Here is a 21,696-nt window from a genome sequence, read left to right on the forward strand (position 1 = left end):
GCAGCCGAACCTACCCACGGCCACGGGCTAGGCTGGGCCCCTGTTCATCAGCGGCCGGATCAGGGGTTAACGGGTGTCGATCGAGGTATGCAACGAGTCCGGCGTCACCGTGGACGAGTCGCTCATCGCCTCGGTGGCGCGGCACGCCCTCGACGCGATGCATGTCAACCCCGCAGCCGAGCTGAGCATCCTGGCCGTCACCACGGAAGTCATGAGCGAGTTGCACGAGCGCTGGATGGACGAGCCGGGTCCCACCGACGTGATGTCGTTCCCGATGGACGAGCTCACCGAGGAGTCCCGCAGGCCCGACGCCCCGGACATGGGGCCCGCGCTGCTCGGCGACATCGTGCTCTGCCCGGAGTTCGCCAAGGCACAGGCCCGTCAGGCCGGCCACACGCTCTCCGACGAGCTGCACCTGCTCACCGTGCACGGCGTGCTTCACCTGCTCGGCTACGACCACGGCGAGCCCGACGAGGAACGCGAGATGTTCGCCCTGCAGAACAAGCTCCTCACCGACTGGCGCGCCGCCATCGCGGAGACCGCCGCTCGCGAGGCCCAGCGTCGCAGCGACGACGCAGTGCTCGGCACCGTCGGGCTCGAAGACAGCTGACGGCCTCGTCATGAGCACCCCGCTGATCGTCATCGCGGTCCTGCTCGTCCCGCTCGCGGGCTTGTTCGCGGCAGCCGACGCCGCGCTCAACTCGGTCTCCCGAGCCCGGGTCGACGCGCTCGTCCGTGCGGGCAGGCCCGGGTCGCGTGCCCTCGCCGCGGTCGTGGCCGACCGCCCGCGCCACGTCAACCTGCTGCTGCTGTTGCGGCTCGCCGCCGAGGCCGCAGCCACCGTCCTGCTCACCGTGGCGCTGGTGGAGACCATGCAGCCCGTGTGGATGGCGGCGCTCATCGCCGGCGGGATCATGGTCGTGGTGAGTTACGTGCTGATCGGGGTCGGCCCACGCACGCTCGGTCGTCAGCACCCGTACCGCGTCGGCATGATCGTCGCGGCGCCGATCCGCGCGCTCGCCACGTTGCTCGGCCCCCTCACGAAGCTGCTGATCCTCATCGGTAACGCCATCACCCCCGGTCAAGGGTTCCGGCAGGGCCCGTTCTCCTCCGAGGTGGAGCTGCGCGAGCTCGTCGACATGGCGAGCACCAGCGGCGTGGTCGACGAGGACGAGCGCCAGATGATCCACTCGGTGTTCGAGCTGGGCGACACGCTCGTGCGTGAGGTGATGGTGCCGCGTCCGGACGTGGTGTGGACCGAGCGCGACACGCCGGTCGAGAAGGTGCTCCGGCTGGCACTCAAGAGCGGCTACTCGCGGATCCCGGTGCTCGGCGAGAGCATCGACGACATCGTGGGCGTCGCCTACCTGAAGGACCTCGTCCAGGCCGTGCAGGGCGCAGGCTCCGCCGGGCCCGACCAGGCGGTCGACCCGCTGGAGAGCGTGATGCGGCCCGCGGTGTTCGTCCCCGACAGCAAACGCATCGACGAACTGCTCAAGGAGATGCAGCGCACGCGCAACCACATGGCGATCGTCGTCGACGAGTACGGCGGCACCGCGGGTGTGGTCACGATCGAGGACATCCTGGAGGAGATCGTCGGCGAGATCACCGACGAGTACGACTCCGAGGAGGTGCCCGACGTCCAGGAGCTCGACGGTCGTAGGCTCCGGGTCTCGGCGCGCCTGCCGGTGGAGGACCTCGTGGAGTTGTTCCCCGGGGCCAACGGCGTCGACAGCCTGCTCAGCGACGTGCTGGAAGCCGCCGACGTCGACACGGTGGGTGGCCTGCTCGCCCAGCAGCTCGGCCGGGTGCCGCTTCCGGGTGCACAGGCCGAGGTACCCGGGCTGCGGCTGCTCGCCGAAGGTGGAAAGGACGCCCGCGGCCGGATCCGAATCAACACCGTGCTCGTTGAGCCGGTGGAGGCGGGCGGGGACGACGAGGAACGGGACGATGCGGGCGCAGAACGCGCCGGCCGTCGGGAGGAGAGCGATGTCCGACCAGCGTGATTCGGGGGAGGTACTCGACCCTGAGGACGCCAAGATCGTGACGCTTGCCCGCTCGGCGCGTGCCCGCACGGGAGCTGCTGAGGGCGCTGCCGTGCGTGACACCGACGGCCGCACGTACTCCGCCACCTCGGTCGCGCTCCCGTCGCTGTCGCTCAGCGCGCTGCAGGCCGCGGTCGCCGCTGCCGTGTCGAGCGGCGCTCCCGGGCTGGAGGCCGCCGCGGTCGTCACCGCGTCCGACTCGATCGACGGCGCTTCACTCGCCGCCGTCCACGATCTCGCTCCCGCCGCCCACGTCCTGCGCGCCGACCCCACTGGCGCCGTCCGGCACATCCATCGCCCGCAGGCCCCCACCACACAGATTCCGGCCTCGCAGACTTCCACGGAGACTCCCGCATGACCTTCCCCGCCACACCGAGGTTCGACGTCGTCGTGGTCGGCGGCGGCATCGTCGGCCTCGCCACCGCCCACGCCGTGGCCCGCACGGGTCGCTCGGTCGCCGTGCTCGAGCGCGAGCCGCGCCTCGCCACTCACCAGACCGGAAACAACTCCAACGTCATCCACTCCGGGCTCTACTACGCCCCTGGCGGCCTGAAAGCACGCCTCGCCGTGGCCGGCTGCGCGGAGACCGTGGCGTTCTGCCGCGAGCACGACCTGCCGCACCAGGTCACCGGCAAGCTCGTCGTCGCCACTGAGCCCGAGGAGTTGCCGCGGATGGCGGAGCTCGCCCGGCGCGGTGCCGCCAACGGGGTGGAGGCGCACGAGCTCGACCAGACGGAGATGCGCCGGCACGAGCCGCACGTCCGCGGGATCGCCGCCCTCTACGTGCCGTCCACCGGCATCTGCGACTACCGCGCCGTCGCGGAGAAGCTCGGCGAGCTCGTCGCGAAGGAGGGCGGCGAGATCCAGCTCGGCCGCTCGGTGCTGCGGCTGGTGCGCCGCCGTGAGGACGTCGTCGTGCGCACCGACGGCACCGACCTGCTGGCCAAGCAGGTGGTGGTCTGTGCCGGGCTGCGCGGCGACGAGCTGGCGAAGGCCTCCGGCGCCGACCCAGGTGTTCGGATCATCCCCTTCCGCGGGGAGTACGCGGGCTTCAGCGCTCGGGCCGCAGAGCTGGTCAAGGGCCTGATCTACCCGGTGCCCGACCCTGCGTTCCCGTTCCTGGGCGTGCACGCCACGCGCGGGATCGACGGGCACGTCCACGCCGGCCCGAACGCCGTGCTGGCGCTGGCTCGCGAGGGGTACTCGTGGGGCACGATCAAGCCGAAGGAGCTGGCCCAGTCGCTGGCCTACCCGGGCATGATGCGGCTGGCCCGCAAGCACTGGCGCTACGGGCTCGGTGAGGTGCACCGCTCGTTGTCGAAGAAGGCCATGGTTCAGCAGATCCAGCGGATGTTGCCGGACGTGCAGGCCGAGGACCTCACGCCCTCGGGCGCGGGCGTGCGCGCCCAGGCCGTCAAGCCGGACGGGTCGCTCGTCGACGACTTCCTGTTCGTCGCGCAGGGCGGCGCCGACGGTGAGCGCGGCGCGGGCTCCGTCCTCTACGTGCTCAACGCGCCCTCGCCTGCCGCCACCGCGGCGATGCCGATCGGCCGGGAGATCCTCGAGCGCCTCACGGGTGAGCGGATCGCCCCGCTCAACGCGGCATGACGGCTCAGACCGCGCGGGGCGCACGGTGACCGACGGGTTCGCGTCGGTCCCCGACGACTTCCGCTCCGGCTTCGCCTGCTTCGTCGGACGTCCCAACGCCGGCAAGTCGACGCTGACGAACGCGCTGATCGGCTCGAAGATCGCCATCACGTCCAGCAGGCCACAGACCACGCGCCACGCCATCCGCGGCATCCTGCACCGGCCCGACGCGCAGCTCGTGGTGGTCGACACCCCGGGCCTGCACAAGCCGCGCACGCTGCTGGGCAGCCGGCTCAACGACGTCGTCCGCGAGACGTGGGCCGAGGTCGACGTGATCGGTTTCTGCGTGCCGGCCGATGCGCCGGTGGGCCGTGGCGACGAGTTCATCGTGAACGAGTTGCGGTCGGTCGCCGGTCGCACGCCCGTGCTCGGCATCGTCACCAAGACCGACATCGCGCGGCCCGAGCAGATCGCCGAGCGGCTCACGCAGCTCTCCGGGCTCATGGATTTCGCCGAGGTGCTGCCGTGTTCCGCGGTCGACGGGTTCCAGGTCGACCTGCTCTCGGATCTCCTCGTCGCGCGGCTGCCGGAGGGGCCACCGCTCTACCCGGACGGGGAGCTCACCGACGAGCCGGAGGAGACGCTGGTCGCGGAGCTGATCCGGGAGGCGGCGCTGGAGGGCGTGCGCGACGAGATGCCGCACTCGATCGCCGTGGTGATCGAGGAGATGGTGCCGCGCGAGGGCAGGCACGAGAAGGCCGCGCCCATGCTGAACATCCACGCCAGCATCTACGTGGAGCGCCAGAGCCAGAAGGGCATCATGATCGGCAAGGGCGGAGAGCGGCTCCGCCAGGTGGGCACCGACTCCCGCCGCCAGATCGAGGCGCTGCTCGGCACGAAGGTGTTCCTCGACCTCCACGTCAAGATCGCGAAGGACTGGCAGCGCGATCCGCGTCAGCTGCGCAAGCTCGGGTTCTGACTGTCCGCCCGCGCTCACCTCATGGCCGGTCGCCGCTCGTGTCGAGCAGCCCGGTCAGCACCCGGGGCAGTACGCCCTCGAGCATGTCGGTGTCCCGGGGCGGCGCGGGGGACGGGTCGGCGAACGCCGCCGCGAGGTGCGGGTGCCGCCCGGCGGTCACCACCGAGGCGAGGAACTCCGCCTGCGCCTCGTGCCATTCCGTCGTCTGTCCGCCCAGGTCCTTCTCGGTGCGCACGAGTAGCGCAACGAAGCCGTTGAGCAGGGCGAACGCCTCCATCTTGGCCGTGGTCGGCGCGTCGAGATCCTGCATCGTGGTGAGCGCGTACTCCAGGACGTCCACGGTGTTGGGGCCGAGGGCGACGCGCCCTGGAGAGATGTCGAGCATCCACGGGTGGCGCCGGTAGACGTCCCGGAGACCGTGGGCCAGCGCGACGAGGTCGGCCCGCCAGTCGCCCGACGGCGGCCGGGAGATGTCGATCTCCCCGGCGGCCGCGTCGGCCATGAGCTCCAGCAGTTCGTCGCGCGTCTCGACGTAGCGGTAGAGCGATGCGGCGCCCGCACCGATGGCGGCGGCGACCTTCCTCATGGAGACGGCGTCGAGACCGCCCTCGTCGGCGAGCTCCACCGCGGCCGCGGCGATCCGGGTCCTGCTGTGCTCGGGCGCGGGCCCTCGGCCTGACCGTTCTTGGCGCAGCCAGATGCTCCGGGCCATGGCGCCTCCTTTGCGAACAGTGTACCCAGTCGGCTACTCTTCTACTGCGAACACTGATTGCAGTAAGGGAGGACCGATGACAGGTGCAGTGGTAGCAGAGGGCCTCGTGCGGGCGTACGGCCCGGTGCGGGCGCTCGACGGGCTCGATCTCGAGGTCGCTCGCGGCAGCGTGTGCGCCGTGCTCGGGCCCAACGGGGCAGGCAAGACCACGGCCATCCGCGTGCTGGCCACCCTCACCGTGCCCGACGCCGGACGAGCCTCCGTGCTCGGCCACGACGTCGTGCGGGACGCGGCGCGGGTGCGCGCTTCGATCGGCCTCGCCGGGCAGCACGCCGCCGTCGACGACGACCTCACCGGCCGGGAGAACCTGGAGATCCTCGGCAGGATGCAGCACCTCGGCCGCCGCGGCGCCCGGAAACGGGCCGGTGAGCTGCTGGACCGTTTCGACCTCGCCGACGCCGCCGACCGGCTGGTCAAGACCTGGTCGGGCGGAATGTCCCGACGGCTCGACCTGATCGCGAGCGTGGTCGTCGCGCCACCCGTGCTGTTCCTGGACGAGCCGACGACCGGTCTCGACCCGCGCAGCCGCACCGAGATCTGGACGACGGTCCGCGAGCTGGTGGCCGCCGGCACCACGGTGCTGCTCACCACTCAGTACCTGGAGGAGGCCGACCGGCTGGCCGACGACATCGTGATCATCGACGGCGGACGCGCGGTCGCCACCGGCAGCCCGGACGCCCTCAAGGACTCGATCGGCGTCCGCGTCGACGTCCTGGTCGAGACTCCTGCCGAGCTGCCCGCCGCCGCGGCCGCGCTCGCTGCGTACACCCGTGGTGAGCCGGAGATCGACGAGGCGGCCCTGCGGATCAGCGCACCGGTCGCCGCCGCGGCCGTCACCGTGCCCAGCGTCGTGCGCATGCTCGACGCGGCAGGCGTGGCAGTGCTCGACGTCGGCATTCGCCGTCCGACGCTCGACGAGGTGTTCCTGCACCTCGTCGGCCGCCGGTCCCTGCAGGAGGAGGCAGCGGCATGAGCACCATCCCGATGACGCCCACCCGCTCCCGTCCGGCCGTGGACGGCGCCGCGGCTGCCGCGCGTGTGCTCTTGAAGCTGCGCCACGACCCGGCCGGGATCGTCCTCACCCTCTCCGCACCGGTCGTGCTCGTGCTCGTGTTCGGCTACATCTTCGGCAGCGCCATCGCCGTGCCCGGCTCGGGTGACTACCGCGAGTTCCTCGTGCCCGGACTGTTCGCCACCACCGCGTTCAACATCATCCCGTCGATGATCACGATGGCGCGCGACAGCGGGCGCGGTGTCGTCGACCGGTTCCGCTCGATGCCGATCTCGCGGGTCGCGGTGCCGTTCGGGCAGGCGGCGGCGACCGCCGTCTACGGGTTGCTCTGCCTGCTGCTGATGGCCGTCTGCGGCATGCTGGTCGGCTGGCGGATCCAGACCGGGATCGCACCGGCGCTCGGCGCGTTGGGGCTGCTGGTGGCGTTCCAGTTCGCGGCCGCCTGGATCGGCATGTTCCTGGGGTTGCTGATCGGGAAGGAGGAGACGGCGGGGCAGCTGTCGGTGCTCGTCCTCCCCGTGGTGATGCTGTCGAACGTCTTCGTCCCGACGGCGGGGATGCCGGCCTGGCTGCGGACGATCGCCGACTGGAACCCGGTCAGCGCGCTGGCGGCGGCCGTCCGCGAGCTCTGCGGCAACCCCACGGCACCGACGAACGGGGCCTGGCCGTTGGAGCATCCCGTGGTCGCCTCACTGGGCTGGACGGCACTTCTCCTGCTGGTGTTCGTGCCGCTCTGCACGGCCCGGTACGCGCGGCCGCGCGCCTGACAGCCGTAGGCTTGCGCGGTGAGCCTCTACCGCGACACCGGCCTGGTGCTGCGGGTGCAGAAGCTCGGCGAGGCCGACCGCATCGTCACGCTGCTCACCCGCCGCCGTGGCAAGGTGCGCGCCGTGGCCAAGGGGGTTCGGCGCACGAGGTCGCGCTGGGGTGCGCGGCTCGAGCCGTTCAACCACGTCGACGTGCAGTGCTACACCGGTCGCTCGCTCGACATCATCACGCAGGCCGAGACCGTCGACGCGTTCGGCGTGGGCATCGTCGGCGACTACTCCCGCTACACGGCGGGCTGCGCCATCCTCGAGACGGCCGACCGTCTCGTCGCGGAGGAGGGCGAGCCCGCGATGCGGGTGTACCTGCTGCTGGTGGGAGCGATCCGCGCTCTGTCCGGCCGGGAGCGCGACCCATCGCTCGTGCTGGACGCGTTCCTGCTGCGCGCGATGACGCACGCCGGCTGGGCCCCTGCGATCAACGACTGCGCGCGCTGCGCCGAGCCCGGCCCGCACCCGGCGTTCAACATCGCCGCCGGCGGGGCGGTGTGCCCGCGCTGCCGCCCGCCCGGCTCGGTCATGCCCTCGCGAGAGACGTTCGCGCTGCTCGACGCCCTGCTGCACGGCGACTGGGACACCGCCGATGCCGCCGCACCGGCCACCCGCCGCGACACCAGCGGGCTCGTGGCCGCCCACCTGCAGTGGCACATGGAGCGGCAGCTGCGGTCGTTGCCGCTGGTGGAGCGACGCTCGTTCACGCCTCCGGCGTCGTCACGAACCCCCAGCGCCGACCCGGAGCCTGTGCCGGCCGACGGTCGAGCGTGACGATGTTCTCTATCCCCCCTTTAGCCTTGTGATCTAGAGGGGCTAGATTTAGCCTTGTGGTGTTCAAGGAGATGAAGCGCCGCGACGTCGAGGCAGTACTCCTGCAGCAGGGCTGCGCGGTCAAGTCCGACCGTGGAGACCACACCAAGTGGATCTGCCCGTGCGGCAGGCACATCACGCTCGTGCCACGGCACAAGCACGTCTCTCCGGGAGTCGTGCAGAGCATCGGCAAGCAGCTGGCCTGCCTGCCGGAAGGGTGGTTGCAGTGAGCACCTACACCGTCCAGGCGAAGCGATGGGCGCGCGGCTGGGAGCTCCTCATCGTCGACGCAGACGGCGCTGAGGTCGGCGCTACCCAGTCACACACCATCGCCGGTGCCGACCGCATGGTGCGTGACTATCTCGCACTGCTCTACGACGCCGATCCTGGCAGCTTCGAGTTCGACATCCGCCCTGATCTCGGCGCCGGCGTGGCTGCCGAGGTCGAGCAGGCGCGCAGGGCGACACGGGAGGCCGAGCAGGCGCAGAAGGACGCGGCACGGCGCTGGAGCGCGCTTGCCCATCACCTCAAAGAGAGGGTCGGCCTCACCGGCGGAGACGTCGCCGCTGTGCTCGGTGTGTCCCCACAGCGGGTGTCGCAGCTGATGAAGTCGGCCGGCTGACAGCAGACGAACCGCTCGGTGCGACCGTCGCACTTGCGGAGCGGCGGTCTACTCCTCCGGCGTCACGAACCGGCAGCGCGGGCCTGGAGCCTGTGCCAGCCGACGGTCGAGCGTGATGAGCGGGGCGTCGGTCAGCTCGGCGAGGGCGACATAACAGGCGTCGTAGCAACTGCCGCTCGCACGAAGTGCCCACGCTCGTTCGGCGAGCGGGCGCCGAGGCCACAGGTCGATGGGAAGGCCTTGGACATCTCGATGGGCCGAGTTCGCACTCATCTCATCGATGGCCCCGCGGAGCTGCATCTTCCGAAGCGCGGCGGCGGCTTCGAATGGCAGCATCTGCGTGGCGACGGTCCGGTGGCCCGCCATCGTGGCGACGACCCGCTCGGCAACGGGATCGGGAGGGCCCAATGCCGCGACGATGGCAGAGGCGTTCACGACGAGACGGCCTCGGGGATGCCTCACTCGCCACGGACCTCGCGCAGAACCTCGACAATGTCATCCGACGATGCCGAGCCGTGGTAGGTCTGTGCACGTTCCCGGACCTGTGCCCACCAGTCGTCCGGATGGTGTGTGGTGGCCAGCGCAGCGAGTTCCGCGAGCAGGTATGCCTGCAACGACTGCCCGCTGCGTGCCGCACGCGCGGCCAGCTCGTCCCGGATGTGCTCAGGGACGTTGCGGATGGTGATCGCGGTCACGCATGCAATCTAGCTGTACGCGATCAGGCGGTCGGGAACTCGTAGAGTCGCACGGCGTCGTCGCCGAGCCGGGGGGTGCCGATGGCGTGGTCGGTGCCGCGAACCCGCATCAGCACGCCGTACGTCGGTGTCTGTGCGAAGCGGCGGTGGAGGTAGCTCGCGTTGTCGGCGCGATGCCGGCGGTCGGTGAGGCACCGGACGGCGCCGTAGACCCCGCGGGTGTACACCCCGCTGCACACGGTGAGGGTGCGCGCGCTGTCCACGGGGCTGGGCGTCCGGGCCAGGAAGCCGACGTCCTCGACCACCCGCCGATCGTCGCCGTCGACCACGAAGACAGGGCCGAACCGCTCGCCGGTGCCGGCTACCTCGAAGATCTCACCGTCCTCGATCCCCTCGTCCCCGGTCTGCCGCACCGGGAAGTCGGAGGGCAGCAGATGACGCAGGTCGGTCTGCCTCCAGGCGAGGTGACCGAGCAGGATCAGGTGTGCTCGCAGGTCATCGCCCTCGAGCCGGCCGGCCAGCTCGAACTGCACGTCCGACTCGGGGTTGCGGGCCCGAATATGGCCGTACAGCTCCACCAGCGCGTCGAGGTCGCCGTAGGCGCTGAGTGCCATGTAGTTCCAGCGCTGGCCGCGCGCTGTACGGGGTGGATCCGCCAGCCGGCCGCAGATGATCCGCACGGGTGCGCCGTCCGGGAAGACCCACGGGTCGAGGTCGTCGGCCGGAGAACTGCTCAGCGCCTGCTGCCGGAGGCGCAGGAGGTCGGCGAGCAGTGCATCGCGGTCGGTCCGCTCTGACGCGGTGAGCTCGGCGTCGTCGAGCAGCCGGTCGGCTTCGAGCGATCGCCGGCTCGCGAAGAAGGTGGCGTACGCGGCGAGTCGTTCCGGGGGAGGCACGGCCGGTCCGTCGGCCCGTTCCCAGGACGAGATCGTCGGAGCCTTGACGCCGAGGAGTCGGCCGAGGACGGGCTGCGTGATGGGCTCGTCCCAGTGGCGCTGCCGAAGGATCCGGAGCCGGACGGGGAGCGTCTCGGTCTCCACCGGTCCCTCCTCCGTGTCGCGGGTTGGGCCGCACGAAGGATCAAGTGTCGTCGGGACGATGTCAAGCAAGTCCAGGGCCGTCACCGAAGAGTGTGTCGATGTTCACTTCATTCAGTTAACTTCAGTTCTTGTCAGTGAAGTTGCTCCGAACGTCAGCGAAGGCGAACTGATCTCGCCACTCCGTACCCACGACTCCACCATCTCCGTGAGGGGAGACCACCCGTCGTGACCGAAACCCTCCTGGCTTCCGCCGCCGGTGTTCCCGGCACTGGTTCGGTGTTCCTGCTCCTGATCGTCCTGCTCCTTCTGGTCGCCGCGAAGGCCCTTCTGACCAGCATCTCCGCAATCTGGGAGATGATCGCCGACCTGCTCGGCACGATGTTCGCCAGCGTCCGCGCGCTTGCGATCATCTGCCTGCTGATCGCCTGTTTCGTCGCCGTCGCCGTCGCCGTCGTCGGCGTGTCCGACGGCGGTGCCGGTGTTGCGCTCGCGGACGTGTGAAACGGACGCGGCGCGCCGGCCTCCGGCCCGCCGCGTCCCCTGGCCGCCGTGCCGCGGCGGACCCGCCAGATCTCAGGAGCCCAGGTAGCGCAAGATCGCCAGCACCCGCCTGCTGTACCCGGCCGCCTCGGCGATCCCGAGCTTCCCGAAGATCGACGCGACGTGCTTCTCCACAGCGCTCACGGACATGCGCAGCCGCTCCGCCGTGCCGGCGTTCGTCAGCCCCTCGGCCATGGCGTCGAGGACGTCACGCTCGCGGGGGGTGAGGCGGGCGAGAGGGTCGGCACGGGTGCCGCGGGCGAGTAGTTGGCGCACGACCTCCGGGTCGAACGCCGCTCCGCCCGCGCCGACCCGTTCGAGCGCGTCGAGGAACTCGCCGACCTGGGCCACCCGGTCCTTGAGCAGGTAGCCGACCTTCGCCCCCTCGTCGCCGACGAGCTGCGCGGCGTGCCGCCTCTCCACGTACTGGGAGAGCACCAGCACCCCGACGTCCGGCCAGCGGCGGCGGATCTCCAGCGCCGCGACGATCCCCTCGTCGCTGTGCGTCGGCGGCATCCGGACGTCGGCGACCACGACGTCGGGAGGGTCCTTCTCGACGGCGCCGAGCAGCGCACGGGCGTCGCCGACCGCGGCCACGACCTGGTGCCCTTCGTCGGCGAGCAGCCGGACGAGCCCCTCACGCAGGAGGGCCGAGTCCTCGGCGATGGTGACGCGCAGGCTCATGCGGTCCTGCCGGGGAGCAGCGCCTGCAGGGGCTCGGCGACGGGCAGGTGCGCCGCGATCAGCGTGCCGGCGCCGGACGGGCTCTCCACCGTCAGCTCGCCGTCGACGGCGGCCACCCGGCGCGCCAGGCCGGCCAGGCCGATGCCCGCAGGGTCGGCGCCGCCGCACCCGTCGTCGCGGATGCTGACGTGTAGCGCGGAGGCCATCGTCCCCACCTCGATCGTCACGGCCGTTGCTCCGGAGTGCTTCGCCGCGTTGGTGACGGCCTCGCAGGCGACGAACCATGCGGCGGCCCGTACGGCGGCGGGAGGCTCGGTCGCGAGCGTGCAGGCGATCCGCACCGGGAGCGGCGCCCGCTCGGCCACGGACTCGAGGGCGGCGGCAAGGCCCTCGGTGTCCAGCGCCGCCGGGTAGACCCGCCACGAGACGTCCCGCAGTTCGACGAGGGCCCGCTGCGCCTCCTCGTGCGCCTGGGCGACGAGTTCGGCGGCGCGGTCGGGGTGGCGGCGCGCCCTGCCGAGCAGCATGCCGAGGGCGACGAGCCGCTGCTGCACACCGTCGTGGAGGTCGCGCTCGATGCGCCTGCGCTCATCGTCGACGGCGGCGACGACTGCATCGCGCGTGCTTGCCAGCTCGACGACGCGCTGGGTGAGCTGCTCCTCCAGTGACGGGGCGAGCAGCCGGGCGAGCAGCGCCCGCTCCCACCGGACGGCAACCGCTGCCCCGGCTATGCCGAGGTAGAGCAGCACCACCCCGGACGCGGCGTAGTAGAGGACGATCTCGCCGGTGACCACGGTGGCAGGTGGGCCGTCCAGGACCCACGGTGTGCCGCTGATCCAGGACCACAGGAGCGTGATCGCGAACCCCGTGCCCACGAGGAGCAGGGCGATCACGATCCCGCCCAGGACGGCCACGGGCAACCGGGCGCCCAGGTAGCGCAGGGCCCGTGGGGCCGACGGTGCGGCGGCCGCGGTGTCGACACCACCCAGCAACGTCGTCACGCGGGTGCGCTCGATGCCGGCCAGCCGGCTGGCCGCTGCGGCCACGGACGGCCGGGCGGCGGGGACGAGCAGGGCGGTCGCGGCCGGCAGCAGGAGAAGTACGTGGGCGGCGGCCGTCACCGCACCGAGGGCGAGCCCGGCGCCCATCCGGGCGGCCCGCCCGATCGTCGCCATGATCGGGAGGCTACTGGTGGGGGCCGCGCCGCATCGGCGGCCCGACCGGTCCGGGACGAACCGCGGGGATCCGCTCGGTGACGGCGACGGCATCGCTGATCACCACCGGGATCCGCTCGGTGGGGCTCTCGGAGAGGGGAACCTCGTCCACGTCCTGCTTGCGCCGCGACAGGCGCTTCGCGACGAACACGACCACAGCCACCACGATCGCCACGAGCACAACCTTCGAGGCGATCCCCGCGTACTGCTCGACGATGTGCCAGTTCTCCCCGAGGGTGTAGCCGGCCATCACGAACGCGGTGTTCCAGATCAGGCTGCCTGCCGTTGTGAGGCCGGCGAACAGGAGCGGGTTCATCCGCTCGACGCCCGCGGGCACCGAGATGAGGCTGCGCACCAGCGGCACCATCCGGCCGAGGAACACGGCCTTGTTGCCGTGCCGGGCGAACCACTCCTCCGCCTTGTCGACGTCACGCAGGTTCACGAGCGGCATGCGATCGACGACCGCGCGCAGCCGATCACGGCCGAGCGCGGCGCCGATCCCGTACAGCGCCAGCGCCCCGACCAGCGATCCGAGCGTGGTCCACACGATCGCGGCGACGACGCTCATCTCGCCACGGGCCGCGGCGAAGCCCGCGAGCGGGAGGAAGACCTCGCTGGGGAGCGGGGGGAACACGTTCTCTAGCGCGATGGCGAGTCCGACGCCGGGAGCGCCGAGGGCGTCCATCAGGGCGACGACCCAGCCCACCACGCCATCGAGCTCAGGAGGGGAGACCATGCCGATGATGGTAGGAAAGTCCGATCCGCCCGGTACTGGGGCGCTCGCCGGATGCACCCTGCGGTCGCCCTCACCCCCCTCCGTAGGGTGGCCAGCCATGGCACGTTTCCAGCCCCCGCCGCCGCATCCGTCGGGCGCACGGCCCCCCGCCATCCCCCGTGAGCTGGTTCCGAACCACGTCGCACTCGTCATGGACGGCAACGGCCGCTGGGCCAACGCCCGGGGGCTGCCCCGCATCGAAGGGCATCGGCGCGGCGAGGCCTCGCTCATGGACGTCGCCCGTGGAGCGATCGACATCGGCGTCCGCTGGCTCTCCGCCTACGCCTTCTCCACCGAGAACTGGAAGCGCAGCCCCGACGAGGTGCGATTCCTCATGGGCTTCAACCGCGACGTCATCCGGCGCCGCGTCGACGAGATGGACGCGATGGGCGTCCGGGTCCGGTGGGCGGGACGGCGGCCCCGGCTGTGGCGTTCGGTGATCAAGGAGCTGGAGATCGCCGAGGAGAAGACGAGGCACAACGACGTCCTGACCCTCACCATGTGCGTCAACTACGGCGGGCGCGCCGAGATCGCCGACGCCGTGCGGAAGGTCGCGCAGCTCGCCGTCGACGGCCGGATCCGGCCGGACAAGATCGACGAGCGCACGATCGCCCGTTACCTCGACGAGCCGGACATGCCGGACGTCGACCTGTTCGTGCGCTCCTCGGGCGAGCAGCGCACGTCGAACTTCCTGCTCTGGCAGTCGGCCTACGCGGAGATGGTCTTCCTCGACACCCTCTTCCCCGACTTCGACCGCCGCCATCTCTGGGAGGCGATCGAGATCTACGCGCGCCGTGACCGCCGCTTCGGCGGGGCGCTCGACAAGCCGGGGGCGGCGTCGTGAGCGGTCGTTCGATCCCCGAGATGCTCGGCATCGCGCGGCAGGCGCTGGAGCGCTTCCACGACGTCACCACCGACGACGACGGCGCGCTCACCTTCGCCCACGGGGGCGTGGTCTGTGCGCTGCAGGGGCTGGAGCTGGAGGAGGGCCTTCCGGTCCTCAACCTCACGTGCGTGGTGGCCTGGGACCTGCCGGTGGAGTCGGACGTGCCCACGCGGGTGGCGCTCGGCGCCGGCGAGGGGCTCTTCGGCACCCCGCGCGTGATCCGCGGCCAGAGCGGCTGGGATGTGACCTTGCGCTACGCCTTCCCGGCGAGCGGACTCGACGAGAAGGCGATGGGCACGCTGCTGATGCTGGTGGTGAGCAGCGCATCGAGCATGCGAGCGGAGCTCACCGACAGCACCGTGGACTCGTAGCACTGCGCTGAAGCAGTGGGCCTCAGGTGGAGAGGTGCACGAGCGGGAGCTTCTCGAGCTTGTCCGGCGACAGCTTTCCGGCTGCTGCCAGCACCCGGCTCTGTGTCTCCTGCATCCTGCTGTCCACCAGCGCACTCAAGGCGTAGGCCACGCGGCCGAGCAGACGCACTGTCGTGTCGTCCACGAGGGGGCGCGGCGCCGAGACCACCGCAACACCGGTGGGCCTCCCGTCGTCGCCCTGTGCGGCGCCGATCGTGAACGACTCGCGCGGGTTGACGTGGCGTGAGGCGTAGTGGTCCCGCAGCTTCTTGATCATGCCGTGGAACTCGCGGACATCGCCGTCGAGCTCGAGCCGGCCGAGATCGCCGTCGGTGAGGACACCCGCCCGACCGGAGAAGCAGCGGACGTAGCCGATCAGCGCGCCCGTCCACAGTGCCTCGACGAGGGCGGGGTCCGGCTGCGGGGGCGCCAAGGCATTGACCAGGTGCTCGCAGCAGCGCAGCACGTACTGGAGATCCTCGAACACCGCCGCGAGGCCGGCCAGCTCCGCCGGCTCGGAACCCTCCAGCTTGCGCACAGTGCTCGGTGCGGTGGCCGTGGCCGCCCCGTTGTTCCCCGCCACGTCGTCCGCCATGAGCGCCTCCTCGCGTTCCGCTGCGGACGCTAGCGGCCGCGGGGCGCGGCGGATGTGTCGTTCTGAGACGGACGTCAGCGGGCGGCGCCGCAGTCCTTGCAGAGGCCGAAGATCTCCGCCGTGTGGCTGAGCTCGACGAACCCGTGGGTCTCGGCCACCCGCTGCGCCCAGCTCTCCACGTCGGGGCCCTCGATCTCCACCGTGTGGCCGCAGCGGCGGCACACCAGGTGGTGGTGGTGATCAGCGGTGTCGCAGCGGCGATACACGGCCTCGCCCGTGCCGGTGCGCAGGACGTCGACCTCGCCACCGTCGGCGAGCGTCTGGAGCGTGCGGTAGACGGTAGTGAGTCCGATGCCCTCGCCGAGCCTACGGAGCTCCTCGTGGATCTCCTGGGCCGAGCGGAAGTCGTCGAGCCGGTCGAGCAGCGCGGACACAGCGGCTCGCTGCCGCGTCGCCCGTAGCGCCCGTGTTGTGGGCGCCTGCCCCGTCGTACTCATCGGACCCCCTCCTCCACGTGAGCCACCGCGTCCACGACGATGTGGGCGAGGTGGTCGTCGACCAGCGAGTAGACCACCTCGCGGCCCTGCCGATCGCCCTGGACCACTCCCGCCGACTTGAGAACCCGCAGGTGCTGGCTGATCAGCGGCTGCGTGACCCCGAGCGCGTCCACGAGATCGTGCACGCACCGGTTGGACTCCAACAGCTGGAGCACGATCGCGATCCGCACCGGTGCGGCGAGCGCCCGCAGCAGATCACCTGCCTCCGCGAGCGTTCGGGGGGTGCGGACAGGCGCGGGGGCCGCGGTGCGGTGTGCGGTGGTATGAGTGGTGGTGTTCGCTGCCGTCTGGTCGTCGACCTGGGCGTACGCGGCCTCCCCCGTGGACGCGTTTGCCCGCCCGGCACCAGCGACGATCGACATTGGTCCCCATCCCCGGAAGCGGCGGCCACGCCCCCCGGTGGTCCAGCTCTCCGGCGGCCGCACCCCCATCGTAGGCGTGTGGTGGCATGCTCCGTTCGTGCTGCTCGTCTGCCGATTCGTCGCCGATTCTCCCGCACCGGCGTTCCTCGCGCGTGCCCGCCGGGCGTTGGAGCTGCTCACATCGGCGGACGGATGCCTCGGCGGGGAGCTGGGCCGTTCGGTCGACGAGCCTCACCACTGGGTGCTCGTAGTCCGGTTCGTCTCGGTGGACGCCTACCGCCGAGCACTCTCCCCGTTCGAGGTGCGGGAACACGTGATTCCCCTGCTCGCGGAGGCACTGACGGACACCCCGTCGACCTTCGAGACGCTGCTGACAGCGCACCGGGGCGAGACGCAGGAGCACGAGAGCCTCCTGTCGTAGCCCTCGGTCAGAGTCCTCGCAGACGCAGTGGGCTCGTCGCAGATGCCCGGGGGCCTGCGAGGAGCGTGGAGGGTCTGCGAGGACGACCGGAGTTGGTCGTTTGCCTCCGCGCGGGCTGTGGGTCGCTCATTCTCTGCTAGTGGATGCGCTCGTGCCCGGGTTGAACCTCCGATCCCGGCTGCTGGCCGACGGCGTCACCGACCGAGAGCTGCGAAGACTGCGGCGGACGGGCGCTCTGGCCACCGTGCGGCCCGGGGCGTACGTCTACGGCGACGCCGCCACCGACGCGGTCGCCCGGCATCGGCCTGCAGTGCACGCAACGGCGTCGCAGCTCGGGGCGGCGGCCGTTGTCAGCCACATCTCCGCCGCGGTCCTCCACGGGCTGCCGTTGTGGTTTCCTCGCACCCAACCGACACCTCTCGGCCGGGTGCATGCCACCCGTGACCGGCGCTCGGGTGCACGTCGAAACTCGCTGGTCCACCTCCATGCAGCCGCCCTCGAACCCGACGAGGTCGTGATGGTCGATGGCCTCCTCGTCACGTCGGTGGCCCGCACGGTCACCGACGTCGCCCGATCCCTGCCGTTCGAATCCGCGCTGATAGTGGCCGACGGGGCCCTGCACCGCGGTCTTGTGACGCCTTCTGCGCTGCTCGAGGGCACCGAGCGGGGCGCGCACCGGCGGGGCAACACGGCGGCGCGCAGGGTCGTGGCGTTCGCCGACGGCCGGGCCGAGAGCGTGGGGGAGACCCGCAGCCGGCTGGCCATCCACCGCGCCGGACTGCCGTCGCCCACGCTGCAGCACGAGGTACGGAGCGCGGGCGGCCGCCGGTTGGGGCGCACGGACTTCTACTGGGAGGAGTTCACGACCGTCGGCGAGTTCGACGGGCGGGTCAAGTACGGCCGGTTGCTGCGACCGGGCCAGGAGCCCGGCGACGCGGTGTTCGAGGAGAAGGTGCGCGAGGACGCGATGCGGGCCGAAGGTCTGGGGATGGCCCGCTGGACATGGCCCGAGCTGCAGGCGTTCGGACCGGTGTCGGACCGCATCCGGCGCGCGTTCGTCCGCCGGTGAGCGTCCTCGCAGAGTCTCTGCCTTCCGCGCAGCAGCCGAGGCCTCTGCGAAGACGATCAGCCCTTTGCGAAGACGGCCCGGAAACCCGCTCGGGCTCGGTCGCTACCCTGGAGGTTCGTTCCTCCGTCGCCCCGCCCAGGAGTACAGCCCCGTGGCCAGCAAGCCGAGCTCCGCCAAGATCGACACCATCGTCGCGCTCGCGAAACGGCGCGGATTCGTCTTCGCGTCGGGTGAGATCTACGGCGGTACGCGGTCGGCCTGGGACTACGGGCCCCTGGGCGTCGAGCTCAAGGAGAACATCAAGCGGCAGTGGTGGAAGAGCATGGTCACCGGCCGCGACGACGTCGTGGGCCTCGACAGCTCCGTGATCCTCCCGCGCGAGGTCTGGGTGGCCTCCGGCCACGTCGGGGTCTTCACCGATCCGCTGGTGGAGTGCCTGTCCTGCCACCGCCGGTTCCGCGCCGACCAGCTCGCCGAGGAGTACGCCGAGCGCACGGGCAAGGAGGTCTCCGAGGACGACCTGTCCGACGTGCCCTGCCCCAACTGCGGCACGCGCGGCCAGTACACCGAGCCGCGCGACTTCAACATGATGCTCAAGACCTACCTCGGTCCGGTGGAGTCCGAGGAAGGTCTCCACTACCTGCGCCCCGAAACGGCGCAGGGCATCTTCGTCAACTTCCTCAACGTGCAGACGACGTCGCGGAAGAAGCCGCCGTTCGGCATCGGCCAGATGGGCAAGAGCTTCCGCAACGAGATCACACCCGGCAACTTCATCTTCCGCACGCGCGAGTTCGAGCAGATGGAGATGGAGTACTTCGTCGAGCCGGGCACCGACGAGAAGCTGCACCAGTACTGGATCGACGAGCGCACCAACTGGTACGTCGATCTCGGCATCTCGCCCGAGAACCTGCGCCAGTACGAGCACCCCAAGGAGAAGCTCTCCCACTACTCGAAGCGCACCGTCGACATCGAGTACCGGTTCGGCTTCACCGGCTCGGAGTGGGGCGAGCTCGAGGGCATCGCCAACCGCACCGACTTCGACCTCACCACGCACTCCAACCACTCCGGCGTCGACCTGTCGTTCTACGACCAGGCGTCGGGCACGCGGTACCGGCCGTACGTGATCGAGCCGGCGGCCGGCGTCGGGCGTTCGATGATGGCGTTCCTCGTCGAGGCCTACACCGAGGACGAGGCCCCCAACGCCAAGGGTGGCGTCGACAAGCGGGTGGTGCTGCGGCTGGATCGGCGGCTCGCGCCCGTCAAGGCCGCGGTGCTGCCGCTCTCGCGCAACGCCGAGCTGTCGCCCAAGGCCCGTGACCTGGCCGCGGCGCTGCGCAAGCACTGGAACGTCGAGTTCGACGACGCCGGCGCGATCGGTCGCCGCTACCGCCGCCAGGACGAGATCGGCACACCGTTCTGCATCACGGTCGACTTCGACACCCTCACCGACCAGGCCGTGACCATCCGCGAGCGCGACTCGATGGCGCAGGAGCGGGTGGCCCTGGACCAGGTCGAGAGCTACCTGGCCGCCCGCTTGCTGGGCTGCTGACCCGACCCCTGCACGAACGGCGCGCCCGTCCGGATCTTTCGGACGGGCGCGCCGTTCGTTGTGGGCCCGGGGTTCCGCTGCCGGAGAAGCGTGGGAGCGGGCCCCGACGCTGCGGACGAGCGGCGCGCCCGTCCTGACCTAATGGATGAGAGGGCCGCTCGTTGCCCGGCGCGGGGTTGGGGCCCCGGCTGCGGATCAGGGGCGTGGCGGAGCCGGCGCGCTGATTCTCGGACGAGCGGCGCGTTCGTCCAGGTCTATGGGATGAGCGTGCCGCTCGTTGCGGTGGGCTGGGTGCTGGGGTCGTGAAGGCGTGGGAGCCCGGGCCCCTGACTCATGGACGAGTGGCGCGCTGGTCTTGATCTAGCGGACGAGAGTGCCGCTCGTTGGCCGGGGCTGGGGCTTGGCTACAGGTCAGGAGCGTGGGGAACCTGGCGCGGCTGATTCTCGGACGAGCGGCGCGTTCATTCAGATCTATGGGATGAGAGTGCCGCTCGTTGCCTTGGGCGGGAGCGCCGGGTGGGCCTGACATTCGTCACGGGGAGGTCGTGACGGGCGATCCGGGGGTGGATGGGGGTGCGGCGGGAGTGTCGTTCGCATGACGAGATCCACTTTTTCTCCCGCCGTCGCCACCGGTGCGGCCGTGTCGGTCCGGGGCCTGCATCGCAGCTACGGCGGGGTGCGCGCGGTCGACGGCGTCGACCTCGTGATCGCCCCCGGCGAGGTGGTCGCCCTGCTCGGGCCCAACGGTGCCGGCAAGTCGACGACCATCGACATCATGCTCGGGCTCTCCCGTCCCGACTCCGGAGATGTCCGGCTGTTCGGGCGGACGCCACGGCAGGCCGTGGTGGACGGGCTGGTCGGGGCGATGCTGCAGTCGGGCGGCATCCCGGACGACATCACGGTTGCAGAGGTCGTCCGGCTGACGGGCGCGCTGTTCCCGAAGCCGTTGCCCGTTCCGGAGGCGCTGCTCCGGGCAGGCGTCGCCGACGTGGCCGGTCGGCGCTACGGGCGGCTCTCGGGCGGGCAGAAGCAGCGTGTGCGGTTCGCCGCCGCGCTCGTCTGCGACCCGGACCTGCTCGTGCTGGACGAGCCGACCGTCGCGATGGACGTGCAGGCCAGGCGCGAGTTCTGGACGGCGATGCGCGGCTACACGCGCACCGGCCGCACGGTGCTGTTCGCCACGCACTACCTGGCGGAGGCCGAGGAGTACGCGGACCGGGTCGTGATGCTGCGGGCGGGCCGGGTGGTGGCTGATGGGAGCGTCGCGCAGGTGCGCGCGCTCGCCTCGGGCCGGGTGGTGGCGGCGACCGCGCCGGGCGCGGACCCGTCCGTGCTGAGCCGGCTCCCCGGGGTGACGCAGGTGCACGTCGACGGGCCGCGTGTGCGGCTCGAGTGCTCCGACTCCGACGCCGCGCTGCGGGCACTGGTCGTCGGATATCCGCAGGCTCGCGACATCGAGGTCTCGGCACACGGCCTCGAGGACGCCTTCGTCGCGCTGACCGCATCGGAGGGTGAGTGACCATGGGCGCGTTGCTGCTCGCCGAGATCCGCCGGATCTACCGGTCGCCGCGGTTCCTGATCTTCACGGTCGGCTTTCCCGTCGTCTACTTCGTCGTCTTCACCGGGATCTTCGCGACCGGGCCGGACGCCGCGGCCGCCACGGTGTTGCTGATGGTCAACATGGCCGCGTTCGGGGCGATCTCGGCGTCGATCAGCACCGGCGGCCGGGTGGCGGTGGAGCGCAGCATCGGCTGGAACCGCCAGCTTCGGCTGACCCCGCTCCCCGCGTGGGGGTACGTCGCCACCAAGGCGGCAGTCTCGATGCTGGTGGCGCTCCCCGCCCTCGTGCTCGTGTTCGCGGTGGCGGGCGTGCTGAAGGGCGTGGACCTCGATGCGGTCACCTGGGCGCGGGTCTTCCTCGCCGCGTGGCTCGGGGTGCTGCCGTTCGCCGCGATCGGGCTGTTGCTCGGACTCGTCGCGTCGCCCGACTCGGCGCAGGGCATGTCGACGGTGACGATGCTGGTGTTCAGCCTGCTGGGTGGGGTGCTGATCCCGGCGGGGGTGCTGCCGCCGGTGATGGTCTCCGTGGCCCACCTGCTGCCCAGCTACTGGCTCGCGACCATCGCACGCGGGCAGGCGACCGGTGACGGCGTGCCGGTCGAGGGCGTGGCCATCCTGCTGGCGTGGCTGCTCGTGGTGGGAGCCGGGGTCGCGGTGCGGTATCGGCGCGATGCGCTCCGGGTCTGATCTGCGG

General features: G+C 71.2%; 28 protein-coding genes. 18 read left to right on the forward strand and 10 right to left on the reverse strand.

Annotation, left to right across the window (positions count from 1 at the left end):
* The first annotated feature begins 73 nt into the window (after positions 1–73).
* Genes ybeY through era form a run of 5 tightly spaced genes read left to right on the forward strand, consistent with a single transcriptional unit; the run spans position 74 to position 4,611 of the window.
* Positions 74–610, forward strand: coding sequence for an rRNA maturation RNase YbeY (ybeY, locus tag ABD743_RS33050; RefSeq protein ID WP_241037845.1), 537 nt, complete (start codon positions 74–76; stop codon positions 608–610).
* A gap of 10 nt (positions 611–620) precedes the next feature.
* Positions 621–2,006, forward strand: a complete 1,386-nt coding sequence (locus tag ABD743_RS33055; protein WP_344726825.1) for a hemolysin family protein — start codon at positions 621–623, stop codon at positions 2,004–2,006.
* Positions 1,990–2,403: a cytidine deaminase gene (locus ABD743_RS33060; protein WP_344726827.1), complete on the forward strand. Its 414-nt coding sequence runs from the start codon at positions 1,990–1,992 to the stop codon at positions 2,401–2,403. The genes ABD743_RS33055 and ABD743_RS33060 overlap by 17 nt, the downstream gene beginning before the upstream one ends.
* Positions 2,400–3,653, forward strand: a complete 1,254-nt coding sequence (lhgO, locus tag ABD743_RS33065) for an L-2-hydroxyglutarate oxidase (RefSeq protein WP_344726829.1) — start codon at positions 2,400–2,402, stop codon at positions 3,651–3,653. Before ABD743_RS33060 ends, lhgO begins: the two co-directional genes overlap by 4 nt.
* A gap of 25 nt (positions 3,654–3,678) precedes the next feature.
* On the forward strand, positions 3,679–4,611 hold the full coding sequence (era, locus tag ABD743_RS33070) for a GTPase Era (protein WP_344726831.1): 933 nt from the start codon (positions 3,679–3,681) through the stop codon (positions 4,609–4,611).
* Positions 4,612–4,630: 19 nt separating this feature from the next.
* On the opposite strand, the gene ABD743_RS33075 is transcribed toward era, so the two are convergent.
* Positions 4,631–5,323, reverse strand: coding sequence for a TetR/AcrR family transcriptional regulator (locus ABD743_RS33075; protein ID WP_344726833.1), 693 nt, complete (start codon positions 5,321–5,323; stop codon positions 4,631–4,633).
* A 76-nt stretch (positions 5,324–5,399) separates the two neighbouring features.
* Between ABD743_RS33075 and ABD743_RS33080 the strand changes: the two genes are divergently transcribed.
* The 5 genes from ABD743_RS33080 to ABD743_RS33100 are packed head-to-tail and all read left to right on the forward strand — an operon-like array spanning position 5,400 to position 8,645.
* Entirely contained in the window at positions 5,400–6,356 is a 957-nt protein-coding gene (locus tag ABD743_RS33080; RefSeq protein WP_344726835.1) for an ATP-binding cassette domain-containing protein, read from the forward strand.
* Entirely contained in the window at positions 6,353–7,162 is an 810-nt protein-coding gene (locus ABD743_RS33085; RefSeq protein ID WP_344726837.1) for an ABC transporter permease, read from the forward strand. Before ABD743_RS33080 ends, ABD743_RS33085 begins: the two co-directional genes overlap by 4 nt.
* 18 nt (positions 7,163–7,180) lie before the next feature.
* Positions 7,181–7,984 carry a DNA repair protein RecO gene (recO, locus tag ABD743_RS33090; protein ID WP_344726839.1) on the forward strand — a complete coding sequence of 268 codons (804 nt, stop codon included), beginning with the start codon at positions 7,181–7,183 and terminating at the stop codon, positions 7,982–7,984.
* A gap of 56 nt (positions 7,985–8,040) precedes the next feature.
* Entirely contained in the window at positions 8,041–8,253 is a 213-nt protein-coding gene (locus ABD743_RS33095; protein WP_344726841.1) for a type II toxin-antitoxin system HicA family toxin, read from the forward strand.
* On the forward strand, positions 8,250–8,645 hold the full coding sequence (locus tag ABD743_RS33100) for a hypothetical protein (protein WP_344726843.1): 396 nt from the start codon (positions 8,250–8,252) through the stop codon (positions 8,643–8,645). Before ABD743_RS33095 ends, ABD743_RS33100 begins: the two co-directional genes overlap by 4 nt.
* A gap of 48 nt (positions 8,646–8,693) precedes the next feature.
* Here the strand turns inward: ABD743_RS33100 and ABD743_RS33105 are convergent, their stop codons facing one another.
* From ABD743_RS33105 to ABD743_RS33115, 3 genes are read right to left on the reverse strand one after another with little or no spacing between them, the layout of a single operon-like run.
* Positions 8,694–9,080, reverse strand: coding sequence for a type II toxin-antitoxin system VapC family toxin (locus tag ABD743_RS33105; protein ID WP_344726845.1), 387 nt, complete (start codon positions 9,078–9,080; stop codon positions 8,694–8,696).
* A gap of 23 nt (positions 9,081–9,103) precedes the next feature.
* On the reverse strand, positions 9,104–9,340 hold the full coding sequence (locus tag ABD743_RS33110; RefSeq protein WP_344726847.1) for a FitA-like ribbon-helix-helix domain-containing protein: 237 nt from the start codon (positions 9,338–9,340) through the stop codon (positions 9,104–9,106).
* 23 nt (positions 9,341–9,363) lie between these two features.
* A complete protein-coding gene (locus tag ABD743_RS33115; protein WP_344726849.1) occupies positions 9,364–10,380 on the reverse strand; it encodes a helix-turn-helix domain-containing protein in 1,017 nt (338 codons plus the stop codon).
* 225 nt (positions 10,381–10,605) lie between these two features.
* On the opposite strand from ABD743_RS33115, the gene ABD743_RS33120 reads away from it, so the two are divergent.
* On the forward strand, positions 10,606–10,881 hold the full coding sequence (locus tag ABD743_RS33120; RefSeq protein ID WP_344726851.1) for a hypothetical protein: 276 nt from the start codon (positions 10,606–10,608) through the stop codon (positions 10,879–10,881).
* A 72-nt stretch (positions 10,882–10,953) separates the two neighbouring features.
* Here ABD743_RS33120 and ABD743_RS33125 read toward each other — a convergent pair whose 3' ends face one another.
* The 3 genes from ABD743_RS33125 to ABD743_RS33135 are packed head-to-tail and all read right to left on the reverse strand — an operon-like array spanning position 10,954 to position 13,554.
* Positions 10,954–11,598 (reverse strand): response regulator, encoded by a 645-nt coding sequence (locus tag ABD743_RS33125; RefSeq protein WP_344726898.1) that lies wholly within the window; start codon positions 11,596–11,598, stop codon positions 10,954–10,956.
* 2 nt (positions 11,599–11,600) lie between these two features.
* Positions 11,601–12,779, reverse strand: a complete 1,179-nt coding sequence (locus ABD743_RS33130; RefSeq protein ID WP_344726853.1) for a sensor histidine kinase — start codon at positions 12,777–12,779, stop codon at positions 11,601–11,603.
* A gap of 10 nt (positions 12,780–12,789) precedes the next feature.
* Positions 12,790–13,554, reverse strand: coding sequence for a DedA family protein (locus tag ABD743_RS33135; protein WP_344726855.1), 765 nt, complete (start codon positions 13,552–13,554; stop codon positions 12,790–12,792).
* Positions 13,555–13,651: 97 nt separating this feature from the next.
* Between ABD743_RS33135 and ABD743_RS33140 the strand changes: the two genes are divergently transcribed.
* On the forward strand, positions 13,652–14,437 hold the full coding sequence (locus ABD743_RS33140) for an isoprenyl transferase (protein WP_241037864.1): 786 nt from the start codon (positions 13,652–13,654) through the stop codon (positions 14,435–14,437).
* Positions 14,438–14,457: 20 nt separating this feature from the next.
* Positions 14,458–14,850, forward strand: a complete 393-nt coding sequence (locus ABD743_RS33145) for a hypothetical protein (protein WP_344726900.1) — start codon at positions 14,458–14,460, stop codon at positions 14,848–14,850.
* A gap of 22 nt (positions 14,851–14,872) precedes the next feature.
* On the opposite strand, the gene ABD743_RS33150 is transcribed toward ABD743_RS33145, so the two are convergent.
* The 3 genes from ABD743_RS33150 to ABD743_RS33160 form a co-directional block, all read right to left on the reverse strand.
* The gene (locus ABD743_RS33150; RefSeq protein WP_344726857.1) at positions 14,873–15,484 is read right to left on the reverse strand and encodes a hypothetical protein; all 612 of its coding nucleotides are present in this window, start codon (positions 15,482–15,484) and stop codon (positions 14,873–14,875) included.
* Positions 15,485–15,558: 74 nt separating this feature from the next.
* Positions 15,559–15,981 (reverse strand): Fur family transcriptional regulator, encoded by a 423-nt coding sequence (locus tag ABD743_RS33155; protein ID WP_241037867.1) that lies wholly within the window; start codon positions 15,979–15,981, stop codon positions 15,559–15,561.
* The gene (locus tag ABD743_RS33160; protein WP_344726859.1) at positions 15,978–16,403 is read right to left on the reverse strand and encodes an ArsR/SmtB family transcription factor; all 426 of its coding nucleotides are present in this window, start codon (positions 16,401–16,403) and stop codon (positions 15,978–15,980) included. The genes ABD743_RS33155 and ABD743_RS33160 overlap by 4 nt, the downstream gene beginning before the upstream one ends.
* A 97-nt stretch (positions 16,404–16,500) precedes the next feature.
* On the opposite strand from ABD743_RS33160, the gene ABD743_RS33165 reads away from it, so the two are divergent.
* The 5 genes from ABD743_RS33165 to ABD743_RS33185 all read left to right on the forward strand — a co-directional run bounded on the left by ABD743_RS33165 (position 16,501) and on the right by ABD743_RS33185 (position 21,689).
* Positions 16,501–16,824 (forward strand): antibiotic biosynthesis monooxygenase family protein, encoded by a 324-nt coding sequence (locus tag ABD743_RS33165; RefSeq protein WP_344726861.1) that lies wholly within the window; start codon positions 16,501–16,503, stop codon positions 16,822–16,824.
* A gap of 151 nt (positions 16,825–16,975) precedes the next feature.
* Complete coding sequence (locus ABD743_RS33170; RefSeq protein WP_344726863.1) at positions 16,976–17,893, forward strand: hypothetical protein; 918 nt, start codon at positions 16,976–16,978, stop codon at positions 17,891–17,893.
* A gap of 151 nt (positions 17,894–18,044) precedes the next feature.
* Positions 18,045–19,442: a glycine--tRNA ligase gene (locus ABD743_RS33175; RefSeq protein WP_344726865.1), complete on the forward strand. Its 1,398-nt coding sequence runs from the start codon at positions 18,045–18,047 to the stop codon at positions 19,440–19,442.
* A 595-nt stretch (positions 19,443–20,037) separates the two neighbouring features.
* Entirely contained in the window at positions 20,038–20,961 is a 924-nt protein-coding gene (locus ABD743_RS33180; RefSeq protein WP_344726867.1) for an ABC transporter ATP-binding protein, read from the forward strand.
* 2 nt (positions 20,962–20,963) lie between these two features.
* Positions 20,964–21,689 carry an ABC transporter permease gene (locus ABD743_RS33185; protein ID WP_344726869.1) on the forward strand — a complete coding sequence of 242 codons (726 nt, stop codon included), beginning with the start codon at positions 20,964–20,966 and terminating at the stop codon, positions 21,687–21,689.
* Positions 21,690–21,696: the final 7 nt, after the last annotated feature.

Origin of the sequence: Pseudonocardia yunnanensis (genome assembly GCF_039534065.1) — a bacterium.
Taxonomy (GTDB): domain Bacteria; phylum Actinomycetota; class Actinomycetes; order Mycobacteriales; family Pseudonocardiaceae; genus Pseudonocardia; species Pseudonocardia yunnanensis.

What these genes read in the sequence shown, in the direction of transcription:
- ABD743_RS33180 (WP_344726867.1), top strand. Translation starts at nt 20,038, where the DNA reads ATGACGAGATCCACTTTTTCTCCCGCCGTCGCCACCGGTGCGGCCGTG.
- ABD743_RS33140 (WP_241037864.1), top strand. Translation starts at nt 13,652, where the DNA reads ATGGCACGTTTCCAGCCCCCGCCGCCGCATCCGTCGGGCGCACGGCCC.
- ABD743_RS33055 (WP_344726825.1), top strand. Translation starts at nt 621, where the DNA reads ATGAGCACCCCGCTGATCGTCATCGCGGTCCTGCTCGTCCCGCTCGCG.
- ABD743_RS33150 (WP_344726857.1), bottom strand. Translation starts at nt 15,484, where the DNA reads ATGGCGGACGACGTGGCGGGGAACAACGGGGCGGCCACGGCCACCGCA.
- ABD743_RS33185 (WP_344726869.1), top strand. Translation starts at nt 20,964, where the DNA reads ATGGGCGCGTTGCTGCTCGCCGAGATCCGCCGGATCTACCGGTCGCCG.
- ABD743_RS33060 (WP_344726827.1), top strand. Translation starts at nt 1,990, where the DNA reads ATGTCCGACCAGCGTGATTCGGGGGAGGTACTCGACCCTGAGGACGCC.
- ABD743_RS33145 (WP_344726900.1), top strand. Translation starts at nt 14,458, where the DNA reads ATGCTCGGCATCGCGCGGCAGGCGCTGGAGCGCTTCCACGACGTCACC.
- ABD743_RS33075 (WP_344726833.1), bottom strand. Translation starts at nt 5,323, where the DNA reads ATGGCCCGGAGCATCTGGCTGCGCCAAGAACGGTCAGGCCGAGGGCCC.
- ABD743_RS33130 (WP_344726853.1), bottom strand. Translation starts at nt 12,779, where the DNA reads ATGGCGACGATCGGGCGGGCCGCCCGGATGGGCGCCGGGCTCGCCCTC.
- ABD743_RS33080 (WP_344726835.1), top strand. Translation starts at nt 5,400, where the DNA reads ATGACAGGTGCAGTGGTAGCAGAGGGCCTCGTGCGGGCGTACGGCCCG.
- ABD743_RS33155 (WP_241037867.1), bottom strand. Translation starts at nt 15,981, where the DNA reads ATGAGTACGACGGGGCAGGCGCCCACAACACGGGCGCTACGGGCGACG.
- ABD743_RS33085 (WP_344726837.1), top strand. Translation starts at nt 6,353, where the DNA reads ATGAGCACCATCCCGATGACGCCCACCCGCTCCCGTCCGGCCGTGGAC.
- lhgO (WP_344726829.1), top strand. Translation starts at nt 2,400, where the DNA reads ATGACCTTCCCCGCCACACCGAGGTTCGACGTCGTCGTGGTCGGCGGC.
- ABD743_RS33160 (WP_344726859.1), bottom strand. Translation starts at nt 16,403, where the DNA reads ATGTCGATCGTCGCTGGTGCCGGGCGGGCAAACGCGTCCACGGGGGAG.
- ABD743_RS33135 (WP_344726855.1), bottom strand. Translation starts at nt 13,554, where the DNA reads ATGGTCTCCCCTCCTGAGCTCGATGGCGTGGTGGGCTGGGTCGTCGCC.